Genomic DNA, 22,769 nt, shown 5'->3' with positions numbered 1-22,769 from the left:
GGGTTTGTTACGCCTGATCCAGTTTTTGGCAAATAGCGGTGAATCTGCGACGCATGCATATCCGTGATTGGCCCAGCGCGGAACGCCCGCGCGAAAAACTCCTTGCACGCGGGGCGGCTGCGCTTTCCGATGCTGAACTGTTGGCGATCTTTCTGGGTTCGGGCCTGCGCGGCCGCGATGCGGTGCAGACCGCGCGCGAACTGCTGCAGAGCCACGGCCCGCTGCGGGTGCTGCTGGACCGCAGTGCCCCACAGCTGGCCAAACTGCCGGGGTTGGGCCCTGCCCGCGCCTGTCAGCTCAGCGCTGCGCTGGAACTGGGCACACGCCACCTGGCTGCGGACCTGGAACGCGGCCAGGTGCTGACCGACCCGGCCGCCGCTGGCCGCTACTTCGCGCAACGCCTGCGCCACCGCCCGCAGGAGGTGTTTGCCGTGCTGTTCCTGGACAACCGCCACCGGGCGCTGGCTTTCGAAGAGTTATCCACAGGCACGGTGGACAGCGCCGAGGTCCACCCGCGCGAAGTGCTGCGCCAGGCCCTGGCCCACAACGCGGCGGCGCTGATCATCGGCCACAACCACCCGTCCGGGAATCCTGAACCGTCGGCGGCCGACCGCGCCATCACCGAACGCCTGCGCCAGGCCTTGGCGCTGGTGGATATCCGGCTGCTGGACCATTTTGTGATCGGCGATGGTGCGCCGGTGTCGCTGGCGGCACGGGGTTGGGTCTGAACAGGCTGGGCAAGCTGGCGCGGCGCCGGGCGGGAGCTGCGGTTTTCGGGCCAATGGCGTGCAGCCACCGGCCGGGGGCTGCCTGACCGGTCCAGGCGCCGCTCCAGTTCCAGTACGCTTCGCTGGCGCGAAAGGGCGAGCCAAGCAGATCCGCACAACGGATCTCAATCAGGCTGAGCCGGAGATCTTTCTGTTTTTTTGACATTCCTGACCCCCGGCCTGCGGCCCTTGGGGCGGCCGTGCCGCAGGTCAGGTAAAATGGTCAGTTCCGCGCTTCAAGCAGAATAGTCACGTGAAACCCCAACTCCGCGCCCTCATCGGCCAAGGCATCGAAGCCTTGCGCGCCAACGGCACTTTGCCTGCCGACACCCTGCCGCCGGATTTCGTGGTCGAACGACCCAAGACCCGCGAACACGGTGATTTCGCCACCAACGCCGCCATGCTGCTGGCCAAGGCCGCGCGCAGCAATCCGCGCGCCGTTGCGCAGGCTTTGGTTGCCGCGTTGCCGGTCAGCGACGACATCGTCAATGTCGAGATCGCCGGCCCAGGCTTCATCAATTTCAAACTCTCGCCGGTGGCTTACCAGCGCGAAGTCGTCAGCGTGCTCAAGGAGGCCGAAGACTACGGCCGCAACCTGAGCGGCAACGGCCGCAGCGTCGGCGTTGAATACGTATCGGCCAACCCGACCGGTCCGCTGCATGTCGGCCACGGCCGCGCTGGCGTGATCGGCGATTGCATCGCGCGCGTGCTGGAAGTCAACGGTTGGAACGCCAAGCGCGAGTTCTATTACAACGACGCCGGCGTGCAGATCGAAAACCTCGCCAAGTCGGTGCAGGCACGTGCGCGTGGCTTCAAGCCGGGCGACGAACAGTGGCCGGCCGATGCCTACAACGGCGAATACATCGGCGATGTGGCCAAGGCTTATCTGCTGGGCCAGACCGTGGACCTGGAAGGCAGCCAGATCGTCGGCGCCCGCGATGCCGAGAACCTGGATGAAATCCGCCGTTTCGCCGTGGCCTACCTGCGCAACGAGCAGAACCTGGACCTGGCTGCATTCGGCGTGGATTTCGACATCTACTTCCTGGAGAGCTCGCTGTACAAGGACGGCAAGGTTGCCGAGACCGTGCAGCAGCTGATCAGCTCCGGCCACACCTACGAGGAAGGCGGCGCGCTGTGGCTGCGCTCCACCGATTTTGGTGACGACAAGGACCGCGTGATGCGCAAGTCCGACGGCACCTTCACCTACTTCCTGCCGGACGTGGCCTACCACCTGAGCAAGTGGCAGCGCGGTTACGAACGCGCCATCACCGAGCTTGGTGCCGACCACCATGGCTCGTTGGCGCGCGTACGCGCTGGCCTGCAGGCGCTGGACGTGGGCATTCCCAAGGGTTGGCCGGAATACGTGCTGCACCAGATGGTGACGGTGATGCGCGGCGGCGAGGAAGTGAAGCTGTCCAAGCGTGCCGGCAGCTACCTGACCCTGCGCGACCTGATCGACGAAGTGGGTGCCGATGCGGTGCGCTGGTTCCTGATCGCCCGCAAGCCCGACTCGCAGCTGACCTTCGACATCGACCTGGCCCGCCAGCAGAGCAGCGACAACCCGGTGTTCTACGTGCAGTACGCGCATGCCCGCGTCTGTTCGCTGCTGCGCCAGGCGCAGGAGAAGGGCCTGGACTACAAGCAGGCCGAAGGCCTGGCAGCGCTGTCGCAGCTGAGCGACGAACTCTCGCTGGAACTGATGAACGAGATTTCGCGTTACCCGGAAGTGGTGGAAGCGGCCGGCATCGCGCTGGAACCGCACCAGGTCGCGCAGTATCTGCGTGAATTGGCGCACGCTTTCCACACGTGGTATCACGGCACGCCGGTGCTGGTGGATGATGCCGCCGAGCGCAACGCCAAGCTCGTCCTGGCCAGCGCCGCACGGCAGACCCTGGCCAATGGCCTGAGCATCCTGGGCGTCAGTGCCCCGGAAAAGATGTAAACACCTGGAGACGCAGTAGACATGGCAGCACGACGCGGCAAAACCCAAGCCCGGCGCAACAACAACAATGGCACGCCCGGCTGGGTGTGGCTGGTTGCCGGCGTGGCGATCGCGGCCGTGGTGTTCCTGGCGGCGCCCAACCTGTTCAAGAAGGACGGCGACGGCTTTCTGCGCGTAGGCCCGCAACCCAACCCGGACGCACAGCCGGCGCCGGTAGCCGATGCCGACGTCGACGCCGGTGTGGAATCGAACAAGCCAGCCACGCCTGCCGGTGCCAAGCCGGAAGAGAAGCCAGCCACCCAGTACGATTTCTACACCTTGCTGCCGGGCACGGAAGTGCAGATGTCCGACGCCGAACTGGCCGCCAGTGCCAAGGCCGAGGAACAGCGCCGTGCCGCCGCAGCGCGCGCGGCAGCGGCTGCCAACCCGTCCACGCCGGTCGCTGCACCGACCGAAGCACAACGTGCGCAGGCCGCGCTGGAAGGACGCCCGTTGCCGGCACCGGTAGCTGAAACAGCGCGCCAGCCGGCACCGATCAGCGAAACCCCAGCACGCCCGGCTCAGGTTGCCAGCGCTACGCCGGCACCTGCGGCTACCGCGCCCAAGCCAGCGCCCGCAGCAGCAACACCGGCCGCGCCGGTGGCAGCAGCGGCACCGGCGGCGACGGAGAACGTGCGCTACATCCTGCAGGCGGGTGCGTTTGGTGCCTCCGGCGATGCCGAGTCGACCAAGGCCAAGCTGGCGATGATGGGTTTGGCGGCGCGGGTGGAATCGGCACAGATCAACGGCAACACCGTGTACCGCGTGCGCATGGGCCCCTACGGCACCGCCAGCGAACTGGCCGAAGCCAAGGCCAAGCTCAACGGTACGGGCCTGCAGGCGATGGCGATCAAGGCGCAGTAACGCCGCTGATGGCAGTGTTAGCCCAAAGTTTGTTGTGCAAACTTTGGGCCCCGTGCCTGTTTTCTCCACAACCCTGCGCCTGTCGGCGCGCCCCCTTAACTAAAGGGGGGAAGTGAAACCGCCGATGGCGGCTTCACCCCAAGATTTGCTGCGCAAACCTCGGGCCCCACTCCCGTTGCATCCACATCCCCGCGCCTGTCGGCGCGCCCCCTTAACTAAAGGGGGCTATTGCGGCTAACGGGTCGCTCGAAAAGCTCTTCGAACATTTAGGCCGTGACATCACTTGATGTTGGGGCCTTTTTGTTTGCGCCGTTGTAGCCCGGGTAAGCGGAGCGCACCCGGGGCTTTGGCGCATGATCCATAAGGGATTTCGGTGTGGTGTTTTCGCTGGTGCGAAGAGCAGGAGCACCCCTCCCCAACCCTCCCCTGCGCCTGCGGCGCAAGGGAGGGGGCTGAGAGCGGCTGCGCTGTCTGCTGTCTGATGACCGTTGGCAGCTTTCTGTTTTCTGCTTTCTGCTTTCTGTTTTCTGCTGCCTGGTACCTGCAGCGCTCGCCACCGTGCTCGTTGTCAGGTCACGCGTTCTGCCCCCTCCCTTTGGCGAAGCCAAGGGGAGGGCTGGGGAGGGGTGCTTTTGGCTTTAGATTTGGCGGTAAAGCCCTGCCGAGCATGGCTCGGCACTACAGGCACCGCTCGACTTTGGCTTTGTCCCTTCTCCCGCAAGCGGGAGAAGGTGCCCCGAAGGGGCGGATGAGGGGGCTTTGGGCTTTGCGGCAAAGCTCCTGCCGAGCGTGGCTCGGCACTACAGTTGAGGCTTGGCTTTGCCTGGATTCCTTCTCCCGCTTCCGCCGCCACAGTGCGAAAATCGGCCTCCCCTGCCCCAAGGATTCCGCAATGTCCAAGACCGCTCTGATCACTGGCGCCACTTCCGGTTTCGGCGCCGCCGCCGTCCGTCGCTTCGCTGCTGCGGGCTGGAAAGTGATCGCCACCGGTCGCCGTGCCGAGCGCCTGCAACCGCTGGTGGAAGAATTCGGCGCCGACACGGTTCATGCCGCTGCCTTCGACATCCGCGATGCCGCTGCCATGGAAGCCGCATTGGCCGCTCTACCGCCGACCTTCCGTGACATCGACCTGCTGGTCAACAACGCCGGTCTCGCCCAGGGCACCGCCGCCGCCCAGCACGCCAGCCTGGAAGACTGGCGCACCATGATCGACACCAACATCACCGCGCTGGTCACGTTGACCCACCACCTGCTGCCCAAGCTGGTCGAACGCCGTGGCGCCATCATCAACATCAGTTCCACCGCGGCCCTGTATCCCTACCCGGGCGGCAATGCCTACGGCGGCACCAAGGCCTTTGTCAGCCAGTTCTCGCTGGGCCTGCGCGCCGACCTGCATGGCACCGGCGTGCGCGTGACCGCGATCGAGCCGGGCATGGCCGAAACCGAGTTCACCCTGGTGCGCACGCATGGCAACCAGGCTGCATCGGATCAGCTGTACGGCGGCGCCAGCCCGATGACTGCCGAGGACATCGCCGAGCAGATTTTCTGGGTGGCAACCTTGCCGCCACACTTGAACGTCAACCGCATCGAGTTGATGCCGGTTAGTCAGTCGTTTGCTGGGTTTCAGGTGTTTCGGGGGTAAGTCGGGTTTGCTTGCTTAGAAGCCTCCCCTCACCCCAACCCCCGCTCCGCGCCCCGGCCCTTGCGCTGACGCAAGGGCGTTCGGCGGACTGCGAACCCTTGGTTCGCAACCAGTCCCCCTCACCCCGCAACGGGAGAGGGGCTCTTAGATCTCGCTTGCTTTTAGGCCAGCGGTTCGTCTGACAGGTAGGTGTAGCCGGTCAGGCCGGCTTCCAACGCTGCGTCGAGTTCGGCGGCGCGATCGGCCGGCAGCTGGGCGTCGGCCACGCGCTTGCGGTAGGAGGCGCGCAGCTCATCCAGGCTGTAGCCCACGTAGTCGAGCATCACGTCGGTGGTGTCACCGCGGCGTTGCTGGGTGATCACGTAGCCATCGTCTTCAACCACCACTTCCACCGCATCGGTGTCGCCGAACAGGTTGTGGATGTCGCCGAGGATTTCCTGGTAGGCACCGACCAGGAAGAAGCCGATGCGGTAGCTCTCGCCATGGCGCACGGCGTGCAGTGGCAGCGAGCTGTCCAGGCTTTCGTTCTCGACGTAGGTCTTGACCATGCCATCGGAATCGCAGGTCATGTCGGCGATCACGCCGCGACGCTCCGGGCGCTCGTTCAAGCGCTGGATCGGCACGATCGGGAACACCTGGTCGATCGCCCACGCATCCGGAATCGACTCGAACACGCTGAAGTTGACGAAGTACTTGTCCACCAGCCGGTCGTTCAATTCATCAAGCGCCGGGCGATGGCTCTTTTCGTCATAGCTCAGGCGCGCGCGCACGCCGGTGGCGATGGCGTAGAACAGGTCGTCGATGCGCGCACGCTGCGGCAGGTCGATCTGGCCCAGTGCATAAGCGCTCAAGCCTTCGGCGTGGAAATGCTGGGCTTCCTGGAACAGTTCCACCGCCGGGCGCTGGTCCAGCTCGTCGTGGATCTCGCGCAGGTGACGGATTGCCGCCGGCTCGTCGTCATGCGCTTCGGGCACGCGGCCTTCGGCTGCCTGCTCCACTTCCGACACGTTGGCGATCAGCACCGCGTGGTGCGCGGTCATCGCGCGGCCACACTCGGTGATGATGCGCGGCGGGGTCAGGCCATGCGCTTCGCAGGCTTCGGCCAGCGGCTGCACGATGTTGCTGGCGTAGGCGTTGAGGCCATAGTTGATCGAGCAGTAGCTGCGCGAACGGGTGCCTTCGTAATCGATGCCCAGGCCGCCGCCCACATCGACGTGGCTGATCTTGGCGCCCAGGCGCGACAGCTCGACGAAGTAACGGGTGGCTTCACGCATGCCATTGGCGATGTCGCGCACATTGCTGATCTGGCTGCCCATGTGGAAATGCAGCAGGTTCAGGCAATCGGCGTATTCGGTGTCGCGCAGGCTCTTCCACAGGTCCAGCAGCTGGCGCGGGGACAGCCCGAACTTGGCCTTGTCGCCACCGCTGTTCTGCCACTTGCCGGCACCCAGCGAGGCCAGACGCATGCGCACGCCCAGGCCCGGCATCACGTCCAGTGCCTTGGATTCCTCCAGCACCAGCTTCAGCTCGGACGGCTTCTCGATGACGATATAGGTCTGCAGGCCCAGCTTGCGGCCAATCAGCGCCAGGCGGATGTATTCGCGGTCCTTGTAGCCGTTGCAGACGATCAGCCCACCCGGCCGGCTCAGCGCCAGCACCGCCATCAGTTCAGGCTTGGAACCGGCTTCCAGGCCGAAGCCTTCGCCGTGGTGGCTGGCCAGGGTGCCGGCCACGCCACGGTGCTGGTTCACCTTGATCGGGTAGACCGCGGTATAGCCGCCGGCGTAGTCCCAGTCGGACTGGGCCTGGGCGAACGCCGCCTGCAGCTTGCCCAGGCGCTGGCCGAGGATGTCCGGGAAGCGCACCAGCAACGGCAGTTTGGCGCCGGCGGCGCGCGCCGAATCGACAATCTGCGGCAACGACACCGCCGTGCCTTGGGCACCTGCGGGACGGACCACCACGTGGCCTGCGGCATCGACGTCAAAATACCCGTCGGACCAGTGCGGAATCGAATAGGTCTTGCGGGCCTGTTCGAGGGACCAATCGCTCATCGGCGTAGCAACTCTCAGCTGTGGATAAATAAGGACGCGCATTCTAACGCTAGCGGGGCAAGGGTCCGTTACAATCCGCGCCCTCACTACCTCCCCTCTCCCCCCGGGAGAGGGGTCGGGGGTGAGGGCAAGCGTGAAACCTGACTGTGACAGGCTTCGCCCTTACCCTCATCCGCCCCTCCGGGGCACCTTCTCCCGGGGGAGAAGGACAGCCCCAGCACCCAGGAATCATCATGACCTCCAACGAAAACTGGTTCATCGAACACTTCCAGCCGACCGGTTCGGCTATTGGTTTCCGCATCACCGGCAAGCTGGACGAGGTGCAGTCGCCGTTCCAGAAGATCGAGATCTACAACAGCACCGACTGGGGCAAGTTGATGGTCATCGATGGCGCCATGATGCTGACCACCAAGGACAATTTCTTCTACCACGAGATGATCAGCCACCCGGTGCTGTTCACCCACCCGGCGCCCAAGCGCGTGGTGATCATCGGCGGCGGCGACTGCGGCACCCTGCGCGAGGTGCTCAAGCACCCGGGCGTGGAAAGCGCCACCCAGTGCGACATCGATGAGCAGGTCACCCGCATGGCCGAGAAGTACTTCCCGGAACTGTGCGAATCCAACGGTGACGTGCGCGCCGAGCTGCTGTTCGACGACGGCGTGGCCTATATGGCCAACTGCGCCCCGGGCAGCGTGGACGTGGTGATCGTGGATTCCACCGACCCGGTCGGCCCGGCCGAAGGCCTGTTCAACAAGTCCTTCTTTGAAAGCTGCTTCCGCGCCCTGAAGGACGACGGCCTGCTGGTACAGCAGAGCGAGTCGCCGCTGGCGCTGCTGGACCTGATCAAGGACATGCGTTCGGAAATGGGCAAGGCCGGCTTCCAGTCGTTCAAGACCCTGCCGTTCCCGCAGCCGTGCTACCCGACCGGCTGGTGGTCGGTGACCGTGGCCAGCAAGCAGGCCGGTTTCGGCTTCGGCTTCCGCGAGGCCGATTCGGCCGCCAAGCCGTTCGACACCCTGTACTACACCGCGCCGCTGCACACCGGCGTGCTGGTCAGCCCGCCGTTCGTGGCCAAGGCCCTGGGCGAATAAGCCCGCTGCCAGCGTTGTGAACACGACCCCGCGCCCGGCAACGGCGCGGGGTTTTTCGTTTCAGGACACAACGGCGCACAAGACACCTGAGCGCAACAGGTTCGCCCCCGCAACAATCCTTTCCGTCACAAAGTTCCTACATTTTTTTTACATTCAGCAATTCATGGACTGTGCAGTTTTATAATTGCGCCACATCCCGCCCGTACGGGCACGTTAGACCGGCTTTGCAAGACGCTTTCCGCGCCGTTGCCCGCGTCAGGAAGGTTTTCATGAACACATTGCCCAGCTTCGACGGCGAACACGCTGTTGTTCCCGACAACCAGTTGCTCAAGCGCGGCGAACGCCTGCTCGAGCCCGATGTCTACCGCACCGAACTGGACGGGCGTGCGGCTGTGGTCAAGGACTACCGTCGCTACCGTGGTACGCCGTTGTCGCCAGTAGCGCGCCTGCTGGTCCGCCGCGAGGCCCGGGTGCTCAAGCGCCTGCAGGGCTGGAAGCACGCGCCGGCCCTGCTGGGCACCTTGGGCGGCCTGGCGCTGGGCATGGAGTTCATTCCCGGCGACACCTTGAGCGCAGGCGTGCAGGGTGTCAGCCAGGAAGTCTTCGACCAGCTGCAGAACGCCCTGGCCCGCCTGCATGCCGCCGGCATCACCCATAACGATCTGCACGGCACCAATGTGGTGGTCAGTGCCGGCGTGCCGGTGCTGCTGGACTTCACCTCGGCGCTACGCGCACCGCGCTGGCTGCGCAACTGGCCGATCTTTCGCCAGCTCCGCCGCAGCGACATGAAGAACCTGGTCAAGATGCGCCAGCGTGTGACCGGACTGAAGCCTTCCGCCGAACAGGCCGCAGCGCTCGCCGAGCCAGGCTGGGTGCAGGCCGTGCGGAATACGTGGAAGCGGCTGTATCGGTGGATCAAGGGCTGAGCTGAGCCGACCCCTCCCAACCCTCCCCTCCGCCTGCGGCGCAAGGGAGGGCCAAGCTCTGCTCCCTCCCTTTGGCGCAGCCAAGGGGAGGGCTGGGGAGGGGTGCTTTAAAGCTTTAAAGCTCTAAAGCTCTAAAACCCCAAACCCGCAAAACCTCAAAGCGCATCGCCATCCAGTTCGCCGGTGCGGATCCGCACCACGCTGCCCAGGTCGTAGACGAAGACCTTGCCGTCGCCGATCTTGCCGGTGCCGGCGGCCTTGACGATGGCTTCCACCACTTCGTCGGCCTGCGCATCGGTGACTGCCACTTCGATCTTCACCTTGGGCAGGAAATCGACCACGTATTCGGCACCGCGGTACAGCTCGGTGTGGCCCTTCTGGCGGCCAAAGCCCTTGACCTCGGTGACGGTGATACCGGCCACGCCGCGTTCTGCCAGCGCCTCGCGCACGTCGTCCAGTTTGAACGGCTTGACGATGGCCATGATCATCTTCATTGGTCGGCTCCTTGAGTGGTGGCTGAAGCATACCCCGAGACGACAGGGTGCCACCCGCCAGCTTCCGGACTATCCTTACCGCAAGTCAAAACGGATACCGATGCCCGCCAACGGTGGCCAGCTCCCACGCTAGGCCCAACCCTGCGGAGAAACCCCATGATCGACCTCAACCACATCGATGAGCTGGCCCGCCGCCTCAGCAGCCTGGTGCCGCCGGGCCTGCGTGAATCACGCGAAGAACTGCAGGCCACTTTCAAGACCGCGCTGCAGGCCGGGCTGAGCAAGCTGGACCTGGTGACCCGCGAAGAATTCGAAGTGCAGCGTGCCGTCCTGCTGCGCACCCGTGAAAAGCTCGACGCGCTGGAACAAGCCCTCGTCGCCCTGGAAAACCGCGTCTCCGACAAGAACGCCTGAGCGCGCGGCCATGAGCCTGGCGCTGGTGCACAGCCGCGCCCGTGCCGGCGTGCATGCACCGCTGGTGCAGGTGGAAGTGCACCTGTCCGGCGGCCTGCCCTTCACCCAGATCGTTGGCCTGCCCGAAGCGGCCGTGCGCGAATCGCGCGACCGGGTGCGCGCAGCCATTCTCTGCGCACAGTTCGACTATCCCGCGCGGCGCATCACCATCAATCTGGCACCGGCTGATCTGCCCAAGGAAGGCGGCAGGTTCGATCTACCGATCGCACTCGGCATCCTCGCCGCCAGCGGGCAGATTGATCGCAACGCCTTGGCCAACTACGAGTTCATCGGCGAACTGGCACTGACCGGTGAACTGCGCGCGGTGGATGGCGCCTTGCCTGCCGCCATCTCGGCCGCCAACGCGCGGCGCTGCCTGATCGTGCCACCGGGCAACGCAGGTGAAGCGGCGCTGGCCCAGCGCGCCGAGGTCAAAGTCGCGCGCACGCTGCTGGAAGTCTGCGCCGCACTCAGCGGCAACAAGCAGCTGCCGGACGCGCAGGTGCCAGCAACCACACCGGCGATGCTGGCCGACCTCAGTGACGTGCGCGGTCAGCAACATGCGCGGCGTGCCTTGGAGATCGCCGCCGCAGGGGGCCACCATCTACTGCTGCTGGGTTCGCCCGGTTGCGGGAAAACCCTGCTGGCCTCACGCCTGCCCGGCATCCTGCCCGAGGCCAGCGAAGCAGAAGCATTGGAAACCGCCGCCATCGCCTCGGCCAGTGGCCGTGGCGTCGACCCCAGCCGCTGGCGGCAACGCCCCTATCGCGCGCCGCACCACACCGCCAGCGCGGTTGCCCTGGTGGGCGGTGGCTCACATCCACGGCCCGGTGAAATCTCCCTGGCGCACAACGGCGTGCTGTTCCTGGATGAACGCCCGATTTAGTCTTCTGTATGATAGTTATCACAAATCCGCAGAGCCTTCTACAGCTTACGTCTTGAGTCCATCACGCTTGGGAGAATGCCATGCCATATGTCACCGCTCCACGGTGCTTTGCCGGGTACCCCCTGTCGGCGATCCCTGATGCGCTGATAGAGGCGCTTCAAGCGAGCCGTGATTGGCAGAACAAAGTTAGGTGCATCTCGATACGGCTACAAGCATTCTGTGAACTGACCGAGCAGTCACTCATCGGATTGCCTGATTCGCAGGCATCGACGCTCATTCAAGCGTTTGTAGCTTCACTCCACAGTTCATGGTTCCAATTGGACAACACGAAGACGCTGGTATGGCACAGTCTTCACCAGTTCCGCACCGCCCTGCCCATTCCGCTGCAGCCCTATTTCCCTTGCACAAGGGACAAGTCAAAGTGGCCCACGAGTTTTCGCGCAGAGGTTGAACGATACGACCGGACGTGCTTAACAACGGAACTTGCGGAATTCTGGACGGGCTGGACCGCCGTGGGAGCAAGCGGACGCTTGGCGACTATGACGCTCTGGCAGTTTTGGCAGCAGCACGGTCCGGAACGCGCGAGACAACTGCATTCAGCCACACGAAACTGGTATGCGTCATCGCGGCAAAGCAGGATCGGTGCCGTCGAACCGTTTTCCCAGTACTTGGCCCGCATACCGTCGTTTGATTTCGACGACTCCATTGCGGTCGGCCGCGCTATCGCGGACTTCATGCCGGTCTACTTTCGGCAGCGACACGCCAGCGGGGTTCACCTCGCAACCTTGACGTCGGAGTGGTCTCGCTTTGCTGACCTACTGAGTAAACACCTCGTCGGGCATGTGTGGGCGGCCCCTATTCCCACGATTCCACTGCCGCGACGGCGTCGCGTCTTGAACTCGCAGGCACACGTGCGAAAAACGTCCGAAGGACATGTCGTCAAGACCTCTCTTCTAACGACAATCCCTCTCCAGCTTTCCGATACCCAGGCCAAGGAACTTTTGTTCCGAGACATCCAGCAGGATTTCGACTACGTCTTGGCTTGGGCACAACGTGAGGTATCCGAAGCTCGGTCCCGCAGGCTTCTACGAGTCGCTGCCGCCGGCGAAGTTGAATCGCTGACGCCCTCTCGCAAGCGACGCCTGCATGAAACCGATACAGCGGCAGAACGTGAAGCCCACTTTGCCCGTAGCTCCTACGCTCTCGAGCAATTCGGCTTCTCGTATCTCAGCGACGAACCGCAGCAGGTCGAAGTGGAAACCCTTCTGCAGAGCTACTGCCCTTTGGATCTCGGCCTAGCCACTCCCGCGTTGCTTCTCGCACATGCGGCCGTACTCGTGGCCAATCATCCCGTGATTACCACTGCATTCCTGGAGGAGCTGCAGATGTACGACGCGGAGGGCACACAAGTCGGCTTGGTACCCACAGACGCCGGCTGGTACTTACGTGGCGTCAAGCGACGAAAGGGCGCAAAGCTCGCCCAGCAAGACATCCTCCTTACGACCGAAACGCATCAAGTTGTTCTTGACGTCATTGAGATGACCGCACCTATGCGCCGCTGGCTGAAGGATCAAGGTGATCCCCTGTGGCGAAGGCTGTTCCTCGCTCTCGCCTCGATGGGATGTCGACCGAGTCAATGGCGACCCAGCGCAGAAGCCTTCCGTCAGAAAGCGTGGCTGGTGCATCGCATGCAAAGCGCCACGAAGCCCTCCGATACGGATTTGAATTGCCAAGGGCGCTTGCAAGGTGAGGGGCAAGCGCAACGGATTGCATCATCTTTTTCGCTCAAACGACTTCGTTCCTCAGCCGCGGTCCTTGTCTACATCGGCACGGGCAGCGTGGACGCAATGGCAAAGGCACTGGGCCACACGACGTGGAGGCCAAAACTCTTAGACCGCTACCTCCCGAAGCCTATCCAAGAATTTTTTACCGAGCGGTGGATTCGTCTATTTCAGACAGGAATAATCTGTAAAGCGCTTGAAAACTCTCCGTTAGTGCTAGACGTATCTGGATTCGAGTCCCTCGCGGACCTCGACCAGTTTCTCGAGAACCACGCACTCAAATGCGTACCTACCCATCTAGAGGACGCCGATGTCGCGAACGACACCCCGCCGCAGGAGAACACGCGACTGGTATTTGGCCTCGATGTCGACATCCTAACTCTACTCATTAGTACCGAAGCTGCCGTCCGGGACGCGACGTCCGTACCCGCGGGCCGCGCAGTACGCTGGGCAAGAATTTCTGAGCGGCTTGTTTCTTTCTTAGAGTCACAGACCGACGAACCGCTGTTTACTGAGATGGTTAAAGATGCTCAAAGGCGCGCTGATCCGCGCCTAGTGCAGGACCTCATCTATGGCTAGGTCGCAGGCCAACTTAGAGCTCGAGGATCTTGAGGGTATGCTCGCACCATTCGCGCGCACTTCCGGGCCTCGCTATTCCACTGCAGATTGGCTATTGAGTCCATTGGATTCAGAGCTATGGCTGGTACGTTTCCGCTCGATGAGCTCAGTAAATTGGCGAATTCCACTTCCCGACGGAACAATGCTTACAGACAGGGTTCATGCGCGCCTTCTGTCGACCTTGCGAGCATGGTTACTAGCGCGCTTCCATGTTGACTTCACCGGCGGTCGCCGATACGCAAAGCAATCAGCCAGAAACATCGTCGCCAGCAACCTGCATTGCATCGACTATCTCCTGCTCCGAGCAGACAAACTTGGCATTCTCAGTCATGGGTTGAGCGCACTTTCAATCAACGATTTGAAGGCGATGATCAGCGGACTCTGCTCATCCTCCCACGTCAGCGAGAGCGTCTATGAATGGCCTGCCCGCCTCACTAACTATCTCCGATCTGTAGCACATGCAGTCTCCGAATCTGACCTAGCGAAAGCAAGATCGATCGCGCCGTGCTTCGATACTGCATTGCCGGCGATCGCAGCGCGCCTGACCAGTCTGAACGATAATGAGATCGTTAGAGCCAGGGCATGGATGCTCGCCAATGGTACCTACGATGAGCGGAGTAAGGGCGCACGCTACTCCCTTCATCTTCCCAAGCTAGGGCGAGAAATTTATCGAGGGACCTTGCTAGGATGCAGGACAATTTTTCAAGCCCCTCCCGAACTGTACGTGGGCTCACATGCACTTCAGGATGTCGAGCTATCGCGCGTCCCGGTGACAAATCAAGACCGCTCAGGCCCACATCGCGGCGTCCTGTCGAGACAAGTTCGTTGCATCTGCGTGCTAGCGCTACTGAAAAGCGAAGGCTTCGAATCTCCCACATTCCCTACCGACGAACTTCATGCATTTGCGGCTTCGCTGGACGTCAAAGACAACGGTAGATATGCGACGCTACCGCAGTCGGTTGTATTCTCAGGTCTGCGTCGTGCGCTCGAGTTCAGCGTGTCGTTCGGCGACGCGATTATTGATAGTTACATAAACGTAGCACGTGCCGCACATGCGCATCGCGAAAGCGCTGAAACGCTACTAGATCGACTCGACATCAAGCAATTCCTTACAGACGAATGCAAACATCTAGGGATCACTCGTTGGTGTATCAGCCCCACCAACGCCAGCTTAAACGGGCGTGCGGGCCCTGTTACCAAATCGGACTGGTATATATCACTGCGAAATAACGAAGGTCTCTACGAGGTCCTGCAGGTACTGTATGGCGCCGTCTATCTTGTCGTCGGCACGTTAATGGCTCGTCGGGCCGGTGAACTCACCGAACTCCGCGCCGATAGCTATCTCGACACGTCGAAGACTCGCCTAGTCTTCGAAAACCGCAAGTCAGGCTTCGATGACCTTCGCGAAACTGAAGCGCGACCTATACCTCAAATTGGCGTACGCCTTCTTCGAATGTTCGAACGGCTTCAGAGCGCACTGATAGAGATGGGGGCAATGGAGTCTCATGGACTTCTCTTTGCGACACCTGTATTGAAAGGCCGTATCGGGCTTCGTACCACGTGCTGCACCTCTTACTCTCGCCAGCTCAACCTTTTCTGTGATTGGGCGCAGCTACCGGTCGATAGTAAGGGACGGCGATACTACGTGCGCCAGCATCAACTACGCCGTTTTTTCGCGATGCTTTTTTTTTGGGGCGGTGGATTCGGCGGACTCGATGCGCTGCGCTGGTTTCTTGGCCACACAGATCCCGCCCACCTCTGGCACTACATCACTGAAAGCACACCGGGCGCAGCTCTACGATCAGTCGCAGCAGAATGGGCGGCCAGCTCTATCTCATCCGGCGCGCCTGAGTTCGCTGCACTTGCGGCCCTAGTCGAAGAACATTTCGGAACCAGCGACATTTCGGTGATCGACAATGAGGCCTTGACCGCACACTTGGAAGACCTTTTGGAAGACGGGGTGGTCCGAATCGAACCTCAGTTTCTTGATGGTGGCAGCCACTATCGAATCGCCGTACTTATCATTCCCGCTGGAGATACACATTGAAAGGGCCAACTTCAAAAGGCATAGAGCGACGCCAACGTGATATCTCAAGCATAAAGTGTACGCTTGCCCTCCTGTCGGAAGCAGTTACCGATCCCGCTAACTTCATCAGTGATCGTCGACTGCATAGTGCCGTTTCGTCGCAAGGTGCGCTAGCAAAGCTAGCTGATGATCGACGAAGCATCATTGCGATGAGCTTGAACCACCAGCGCAAGGTTGCGGAGGAACTGCCAGGCGGTTTTCTAGCACTGGACCGACTGAGGCGCGCCGTTAAAAGTGCCCTCGAACAGCAGAGCACACGCGAGCATGAGGCAGGCCGCACCAACAAGGCGGCTTTGAGGGCACGCATCGTCGAGCTCGAAGCGTTGATTCTCTCCCTGCGCCAGGATTTGATCATCGTCCAGCGCGCCTACGATCACCGGTGCGCGCAAGCGCGCTCTTATGCCAAGGGCGCTAGCGCCGCAATTCGTGCCCTGTGCGAGAAGGAGCAGAGAGAAATCGAGGCAACGTTTTCGTTGCGCAGCGTGCATTCGACGCAGAATGAAAAAGTAGTTTCTATAAAGACCGCTCGGCCGCGAGCTCCGCAGCATGGCTAATAGCCAACTTCACGTGCTCACCGGCCCGTGCTTCGAGATGCCGCTGTATGTCGGTCATAACGGGGAGCTCAAGACCCAAGCGGCGGATAGCATCCCTATAATGTTCTGGCCGGACGGTCGGTGGTGCGCGCCAGCCAACCGGTACATGCGCGAGGCCTTTGAGAAAGGCCTTTCACGAAGGAATCGAGGCGGTTCATTGGCGGTTGCTGCTGCACACCTCGGACACTTTCTGCGCTTCCTCTGGGCTCGCCAGGTGGATCCGATTGACCTTTCCGACAATCAATTTCGTGAATTCATTGCCGAGCTTCGGAATGAACGCTGCCCCCGTGATCCAAGTCGTCGACAGCGTGATGATACGACGGTCATTGCCATCGGGCGCACTTGCCTCAGCTTCTTGCTATCCGTCGCTCGCCACTATGGCGACGACGACTTCATCCATCCCAGCGGTCGGATACGCGCGGAAGTGCATGAGCATCGCCCGACGACAGATAGCGACCGCAATAAATCCGCCGGCGTTCGACGATACTGGCACCACCCTGCGTTTCCAAACCCGGAGCCCCAACGCAAGCGGATGCCGATCAGCACAGCGAGCATCGAGCAGTTACGTGCGGCGGTCGGCGTAGCCAGCAAGACGAGTCATCAACGCACACGGCGCCACGTCATGCTGAAACTTTTTGAGGTCACGGGAGCACGACGCGGTGAAATCGCCTTAGTCAAGGTCGCCGACATCATGGAGGCGGCGGCGATGCAGCATCCAATGTTGAGAATGCCGACATTAAAAAAGCGCGGTGGCCGCCTACGTTATCGCATGCTGCCAATCAGTCGCTCCGACATTGCTTTTCTCAAGCAATACATTGAGGTTCACCGCCGGTCCGTGCTTACCCGTAAGCGGCATAAATGCGTCGATCACGGAATTCTCTTGATCAATGAGAACACCGGCGAGCCGCTGGTCGCGAATACCATCACGCAAGAGGTCCACCTCCTTGCTAGAAAGGCACGCATTGAGGAAAAGGCATGCCCGCACATGTTTCGGCACCGTTTCCTAACGAAATTGTTTGTCGCCTTGATCGAGCAGCACAAGCTTGAGAACGCAGATGTTTTTCGTAGACTTTTGTTAGATGGAGAGACGCTTAAACGCAAAGTTTCGGAGTGGACGGACCACACCGACATGGCGTCTTTAGACCGCTACATTGATCTTGCATTCGAAGAGGTAGGGAATTTTCAACGCGTTCACGATTTGGCATTTATGGGCGTGACGCTCGATTCTTTCCTCGGCACAATCGACGCGGAATTAGAAGCTGTACGACGCAGCGAGCAGCCAGCCTTAATCCTCGGTCGACTATCTGAGTCTTTGCAAGCCCTGCGTAATGATCTAGCCAGTGTAGCTCGAGCGTAGTGCATACGGCTATATCGGACGAGCTATCCAACACTCGATGCGGCGAAGGCCAATGTGTAAGATCGCCAGGCGTGATTTGAAGTTTTTAACCCTTTCACAACCGTCCCTGATTTCGGGGTAGAACTGCCAAACGGCGACCACCTGATCACCCAGCGCCAAGCCAAATGATCTGGTCAGCATCACCAAGCAACTGGACAGTCAGCCGCAGTGAGTTTTTTGGACCTAACATCATAGATTGGTCAGGTTGGACAAGCTATGTGTTCCCCTTGGGGCGATTCGACTCCGCCTCCGGCGCTGTCTTGGCATGAGGTGATCGCCCGTTGTAAGCTGACAACTAGGCCCATGCGCGGGCCCGCCCGTCCACAAGGCGAAGTCGAACTGACAGCGCGGGAGTTTCGACTAGACCTGCCTTGACCTTCAATGGTCGCCGCTGGCTTGGTGTGTGGACGCATCGATCTTGCAGCGACCGCGGAGATAGCGTCATGGCAAATGGTTTTTCGTCTGCACAGATCAGCCGCTTCAAGCGCCAGGCTAAAAAAATAGCGCGCGAGAGTTCCTTGATTCATGCCGAAGCCCTCGACCGGGTTGCAACAGAGCAAGGATTCGCCAACTGGTCGCTGCTTTCAAAGGCGCGTGATCCATCCGTCGCGCACCGAAAGACGATCTCGGAAGCAACCAAAGCTTCGGCGCTCACCAGGTACTACCTACATGGAGACATAGACGAGCAGGATTCTTCCGTCTACTACTGCGCACGTTGTGACCTGTTTTGCACGCCCGATCATTTCAGTGATATGGGCCTGCATCGGGGGCAGTCCCATGAAATGCGGTACTTGGACTCAATTGAACGCTGGAACGAACGAGGCACAGTGTGGCGGGCGAAGTGGCGTCGGCCGGAGGACGCCATAAACCTACTGGCGGCAAAGGCTGTGTCCATTAATGCCGCCTATCAGAAATCCCGTTCTCCTTTCCACCGTTGGCTTCTAACTCAGCTTGACCGCGATGACAACGTAGCCGACTTGGCGGTGGACGTCCGTGCTGACAAGGCTTTTCCTGTAACCGCAAGTAGCCTGCAAGAGATACGGTCCTACCTTTCAATGCACGGAGACCATGTATTGGAGGCATTGGAGCAAGCATGGGACGAGTTCTCAGCTAGGCACCGCGAACGGTGAAATAGCAGAGGGGCGGGCTACGGCCGGCCCCTCTGCTCCCCATTGATTAGAGGATTGGAACCAGGTCGTCGTTCGCGCCGACTTTTCGCTTGCGCATCGACTCGCCCTTGAGTGTGAGCTTGTAGCTGGTGTGGATGAGCCGATCCAGGATCGCATCAGCCAACGCCGGGTCATTGATGAATCCATGCCAGTCCTTGATCGGTAGTTGGCATGCGACGGGAGTGGCGCCGGCTGTCCAGATGATTTGGTTACGCCTTCCAGTTCATTTGGTGTTGCTGTCCAGAAGTCTGGCGGTATGTAGGTAGAACCCTTTCTATGTCCATAGCCAATGTTTGTGATCAGCGCCAAGCCGACCCGCATCACCAACTCGGGGTCAGATGCTCAAGGTACCTGGCTCGTCCCCGTGCTCTCGTCGCCTTGCTGCGTAGAAGTAGGGCGCCGTTGTCCCAGGCTGTAGAGCCGAACAGGCACTAGTCTATTGCGCCAAAGACCGGTGCTAGCGGCACATTCGCTGCCGGCCAAGATAGAAGGCTGAGCGCGCGCAACCCAACAATGGCGCGTTGCAACAGATGCGTGCCACGTGGCACTGCTACCAGCGCTATGTGGCACCAGCTCTTCCGCCTCTACGTGGAACGAGCTCCGAGCTCGGACCTCGCAGAGGTCAGTGCCACGTGGCACTGCTACCAGCGCTATGTGGCACCAGCTCTTCCGCCTCTACGTGGAACGAGCTCCGAGCTCGGACCTCGCAGAGGTCAGTGCCACGTGGCACTGTTACCGGCGCTATGTGGCACCAGCTCTTTCGCCTCTACGTGGAACGAGCTCCGGGCTCGGACCTCGCAGAGGTCAGTGCCACGTGGCACTGACGATGGCACGTGTGCATGAGCCTGGTTGCCAATGCCCTGCGGCGGGCGGGCACCGACTGCCCTGAGTCGAAGGGGGTCGGGCTTCGGGGCGTAGCGAGCAGTGAACGCACTTCATCCGCGCGACTGGCAAAAGGACGAACATGACCCCCAAGGTCTTGCGGAGCTGGTGCCACGTGGCACCAGCCAGGGCAAGCCCGCATACACCAGAGTACGGCAACTCAATCTTGGGGGGACGTCGGTTACCCAGTAATTCTCAATCCTATAGAAGTGTCGCCGTTCAATGAAACGCAATAGAATCACACGCAGAATTCGGAATTATGATTCTCCTCATAATTCTCCATAATTCCTCCTGACTAGACGACGGGCGAGTGGTCAAGCAGTGTGTTGCTTTGAATCCAGTCCATCCCATCGGACTGACGTGGATATTGCGCCCCTAGATGTGTGGGTGATGGAATAACCAAAGGCTCCGGGGTGCTCGGACTCCTGGTATCAGCCTGTGCTCCATAGCTGCTCGTCTGGGAAGAGCTGTTCGACCTGCTTAACTATCATGCTCGGAAGATCCCCTTGGGAAACAGCCTGGCCAGACAGTGCCATCGTTTGTAGCACTCGGGTTTGCAGCCAACTGGAGACCAGTTGCGCCCGACGATCGTTTACAACCTGCTCCAATGGGCGCCGCGGCACAAGGACAACTACAAGATCACACTCAAGGGCCTCGGCAGCTTGAGCAAGCGAATCCATTGCGAGCTTCCCCTTCGCTTCGTTGAGCTCCATCTGCCGAACCGTCTGTTCGTTCACACACATTCGACGTGCGAGCTCATGGCTCGGCATACCGAGCGCCTCTCTGATTGTATGGATCCATCCGTGGCGTGGCATCAGATGCGTGGTCAGGGGTATAGACATCACAGCAGCGAGCCGAGCGTCTAGCCGCTTGCGAGCCAACTGCCGCATTTCAGGCGTCATGATCATTAGACGTGCTCCAGTTTAGATTAGTAGCTCGTAGATGGATATCATCGGGCTAGAGCTCGTGATCATCCGTCATCACGGTGAATTTTGCTTCTACGGACGACTGCTTCTGTTCGCTCAGGGAGCCGGCCTAATGGTTCCAGCGCAAACGGGGCCAACAGCGCAAGCTGCATAGAGCCAAGGGGCCGAGTGAGGCCTTCGACGCGAAATCGATAAAATTATTGTTACCGACTATCGCGAAGGATCACGACCGAGAACCTGCCTCTCTGCGCACTTCATCTCAAAAGAGGAAATATCACCCAAGCTTGTTGCGGCATAGAATATAGATACTAAATTTGCAAGAAGAGGGGCAGTGCTGGGTTGCGCTGCTGGGTATCCGTTGTGTAGATGTTAATCGTTAGCGCATATCCAACGCGGCCAATCATGAGGCAGTACGCATGTCGGATCAGGCTCCTATCGTCACATACTTCTTCTTAGACACTGAATGGGCGGATTCGGAAGGAGTCGAGTTGGTAAGCATGGCACTAGTTGGCGAAGATGGAGTTAGCACCTTCTACGTCGAGCGCGATCCGCTGCCCCCAGCTCCAACGGACTTTGTGGCAACAACTGTCTACCCGTTGCTGCAGCGCGGTCCCCACGCACTACCTGACCAAGCCCTCGCGGCAGCCCTCATCGCCTTCCTGAGGAGACAGCACTGCCCACATGTGATCGCTGACTATCCAAACGACCTTCGGTTGTTTCGGCAGGCGATATCCTGGGGTGGGACAGCATTCGAATTAGAGGGGCCACCGAGCTTCCCGTGCACGTTGATGAGCAGAGATCCCATTACCACTTCTCACCTAGAGAGGTGGTTCTTGAGGCATCCGGATCTTCTATTGCGTCGCCATCACGCGCTGGTCGATGCACAAGCTCTTCGTGCAGCATGGATGGTCGCGAGCGGTCGCTTAGATGTCGACTTTGGAGTTCCCAGCTTTTAGTGGACACCTGATGGGCGATGGCGGTGCGCTGCCTCGAACGCGTCAGAGCAGACACCGCCGAAGCGACTGTGACGGCGTATGGGCCTGTAGAACTAGCCGATGTAGTCAGATGTCCCCATCGTGGGGCGTGACCCGCCAAATGATCGGAAATAGATCGTCACACAAACTAGACATCGCATTGAAATGTCCAGGTCGTGATAGACACCTACATGGGGCAGACATCCCTCTAAATCGCTCGATCTTTTGTGACCCATCGTTTGCTGCTAAAAAGTATCGGCTCTTGGTCGCAGCACCTCATACGACCCAAAGCGGACATCCATCTGCCTTCGAGCTGAGGCGCCGTGAGGTATTCAGCGCTATTTCTGGGTCCGGTCATACCTCGGCTTGTTAGCCGGACCTAGCCACCCTAAGATCGCACTGTATCAAGAGAAAATCCCTCCATACGGCGCTTTGTGGATAAGCCGTATAACCGGACCCACGGGTCCGTCGATTAGGTAGTTAGGCGCAACCAACAACATGGGGAATCCAGTGCCAAGCGACAGCGAAGTCAAAATTAAAGTAATAAACGCTATGAACAATAATCGGTACCGTTGGCGCACCATCGGCGGCATATCCAAGGAGGTCGGCCTTCCTCAGGACGTTGTTGTTAAGGTGATTAGTCTAAACAGCGACTCCGTTGTTCGAGCTCCCGCATTGAGCAACAAAGGCGAACCACTGTTTACCACGCGAGAGCACTTGCTAGAAAAAGCGACAATTGGGGAAAAAATTCTCGGCGCCTTCAAGAATCGGGTCTATTGAGCATGGACAGCTCAATTTTTCAGCCCGCTGTTCTCTTCGCGTTCTTCGGGGCGCTTGCCCTCAAGCTTCTTGAGCTCGCCGAACTTCACCATGTCCCAAAAGCCAGCAGGCCTGACTACGCGGAGTTCGTTTATTGGATTCCGTTCCTAATCATGCCTCTTCTCGGAGGTGGTCTTGCCTACGCATATGTCATGTCGGACGTTCAACTCAAGCCGATGCTGGCAATTAATATCGGCGTATCCGCACCACTTATCTTCCGAGCAATGGCGCAGATCAACCCTTGGCAACCCAAGACGATTGATCCTGGCGATGGCGCCTAATGATTCATTCAAGCCGAACCCGTTTCGCGGATCGGCTCAAGTCCAGAGTTAGACCCCTTTTCGCGATCGGATAGTTATGAAAGCACTAC

The 22,769-nt window shown here is 60.4% G+C and carries 17 protein-coding genes and 2 pseudogenes; 15 read left to right on the top strand and 4 right to left on the bottom strand.

The window, feature by feature from the left end; all coding sequences use genetic code 11:
• Positions 1–53: 53 nt before the first annotated feature.
• The 4 genes from radC to ABE493_RS08340 all read left to right on the top strand — a co-directional run bounded on the left by radC (position 54) and on the right by ABE493_RS08340 (position 5,254).
• A complete protein-coding gene (radC, locus tag ABE493_RS08355; protein ID WP_346498476.1) occupies positions 54–728 on the top strand; it encodes a RadC family protein in 675 nt (224 codons plus the stop codon).
• 292 nt (positions 729–1,020) lie between these two features.
• The gene (gene argS, locus ABE493_RS08350; protein ID WP_346498475.1) at positions 1,021–2,709 is read left to right on the top strand and encodes an arginine--tRNA ligase; all 1,689 of its coding nucleotides are present in this window, start codon (positions 1,021–1,023) and stop codon (positions 2,707–2,709) included.
• A 21-nt stretch (positions 2,710–2,730) separates the two neighbouring features.
• Complete coding sequence (locus tag ABE493_RS08345; protein ID WP_346498474.1) at positions 2,731–3,612, top strand: SPOR domain-containing protein; 882 nt, start codon at positions 2,731–2,733, stop codon at positions 3,610–3,612.
• An 892-nt stretch (positions 3,613–4,504) separates the two neighbouring features.
• Positions 4,505–5,254, top strand: coding sequence for an SDR family NAD(P)-dependent oxidoreductase (locus ABE493_RS08340; RefSeq protein ID WP_346498473.1), 750 nt, complete (start codon positions 4,505–4,507; stop codon positions 5,252–5,254).
• A gap of 161 nt (positions 5,255–5,415) precedes the next feature.
• On the opposite strand, the gene speA is transcribed toward ABE493_RS08340, so the two are convergent.
• Positions 5,416–7,305, bottom strand: a complete 1,890-nt coding sequence (gene speA / locus ABE493_RS08335) for an arginine decarboxylase (RefSeq protein ID WP_346498472.1) — start codon at positions 7,303–7,305, stop codon at positions 5,416–5,418.
• Positions 7,306–7,538: 233 nt separating this feature from the next.
• Between speA and speE the strand changes: the two genes are divergently transcribed.
• Both speE and ABE493_RS08325 read left to right on the top strand, forming a co-directional pair.
• On the top strand, positions 7,539–8,396 hold the full coding sequence (gene speE, locus ABE493_RS08330) for a polyamine aminopropyltransferase (protein ID WP_346498471.1): 858 nt from the start codon (positions 7,539–7,541) through the stop codon (positions 8,394–8,396).
• 269 nt (positions 8,397–8,665) lie between these two features.
• On the top strand, positions 8,666–9,322 hold the full coding sequence (locus tag ABE493_RS08325) for an RIO1 family regulatory kinase/ATPase (RefSeq protein ID WP_346498470.1): 657 nt from the start codon (positions 8,666–8,668) through the stop codon (positions 9,320–9,322).
• A gap of 155 nt (positions 9,323–9,477) precedes the next feature.
• Here ABE493_RS08325 and ABE493_RS08320 read toward each other — a convergent pair whose 3' ends face one another.
• On the bottom strand, positions 9,478–9,816 hold the full coding sequence (locus tag ABE493_RS08320) for a P-II family nitrogen regulator (RefSeq protein WP_057628415.1): 339 nt from the start codon (positions 9,814–9,816) through the stop codon (positions 9,478–9,480).
• A gap of 156 nt (positions 9,817–9,972) precedes the next feature.
• Here ABE493_RS08320 and ubiK point away from each other — a divergent pair, with 156 nt between their 5' ends.
• The 7 genes and pseudogenes from ubiK to ABE493_RS08285 all read left to right on the top strand — a co-directional run bounded on the left by ubiK (position 9,973) and on the right by ABE493_RS08285 (position 18,759).
• A complete protein-coding gene (ubiK, locus tag ABE493_RS08315) occupies positions 9,973–10,230 on the top strand; it encodes a ubiquinone biosynthesis accessory factor UbiK (RefSeq protein WP_346498469.1) in 258 nt (85 codons plus the stop codon).
• Between the two features lie 10 nt (positions 10,231–10,240).
• Positions 10,241–11,149 (top strand): annotated as a pseudogene (locus ABE493_RS08310) (YifB family Mg chelatase-like AAA ATPase); the annotation flags it as partial.
• Between the two features lie 86 nt (positions 11,150–11,235).
• Positions 11,236–13,515 (top strand): hypothetical protein, encoded by a 2,280-nt coding sequence (locus ABE493_RS08305; protein ID WP_346498468.1) that lies wholly within the window; start codon positions 11,236–11,238, stop codon positions 13,513–13,515.
• 37 nt (positions 13,516–13,552) lie between these two features.
• Positions 13,553–15,601, top strand: coding sequence for a hypothetical protein (locus ABE493_RS08300; protein WP_346498467.1), 2,049 nt, complete (start codon positions 13,553–13,555; stop codon positions 15,599–15,601).
• Positions 15,598–16,194, top strand: coding sequence for a hypothetical protein (locus ABE493_RS08295; RefSeq protein ID WP_346498466.1), 597 nt, complete (start codon positions 15,598–15,600; stop codon positions 16,192–16,194). Before ABE493_RS08300 ends, ABE493_RS08295 begins: the two co-directional genes overlap by 4 nt.
• Positions 16,187–17,590, top strand: coding sequence for a tyrosine-type recombinase/integrase (locus tag ABE493_RS08290; protein ID WP_346498465.1), 1,404 nt, complete (start codon positions 16,187–16,189; stop codon positions 17,588–17,590). Before ABE493_RS08295 ends, ABE493_RS08290 begins: the two co-directional genes overlap by 8 nt.
• Before the next feature lie 482 nt (positions 17,591–18,072).
• Positions 18,073–18,759, top strand: coding sequence for a YozE family protein (locus ABE493_RS08285; protein WP_346498464.1), 687 nt, complete (start codon positions 18,073–18,075; stop codon positions 18,757–18,759).
• Positions 18,760–18,805: 46 nt separating this feature from the next.
• Here ABE493_RS08285 and ABE493_RS08280 read toward each other — a convergent pair.
• Positions 18,806–18,985: pseudogene (locus tag ABE493_RS08280) on the bottom strand (ATP-binding protein); the annotation flags it as partial.
• 1,126 nt (positions 18,986–20,111) lie between these two features.
• Positions 20,112–20,588: a helix-turn-helix domain-containing protein gene (locus tag ABE493_RS08275; RefSeq protein WP_346498463.1), complete on the bottom strand. Its 477-nt coding sequence runs from the start codon at positions 20,586–20,588 to the stop codon at positions 20,112–20,114.
• Positions 20,589–22,078: 1,490 nt separating this feature from the next.
• On the opposite strand from ABE493_RS08275, the gene ABE493_RS08270 reads away from it, so the two are divergent.
• Positions 22,079–22,360, top strand: coding sequence for a hypothetical protein (locus ABE493_RS08270; protein WP_346498462.1), 282 nt, complete (start codon positions 22,079–22,081; stop codon positions 22,358–22,360).
• Positions 22,361–22,362: 2 nt separating this feature from the next.
• Complete coding sequence (locus ABE493_RS08265) at positions 22,363–22,680, top strand: hypothetical protein (protein ID WP_346498461.1); 318 nt, start codon at positions 22,363–22,365, stop codon at positions 22,678–22,680.
• The last annotated feature ends 89 nt before the right edge of the window (positions 22,681–22,769 follow it).

It is taken from the genome of Stenotrophomonas terrae, from assembly GCF_039674165.1.
In the GTDB taxonomy this organism is placed as follows: Bacteria; Pseudomonadota; Gammaproteobacteria; order Xanthomonadales; family Xanthomonadaceae; genus Stenotrophomonas; species Stenotrophomonas terrae_A.
Note: the sequence above shows the minus strand (reverse complement) of the source record. Positions and strands in the feature narration are given on the sequence as shown.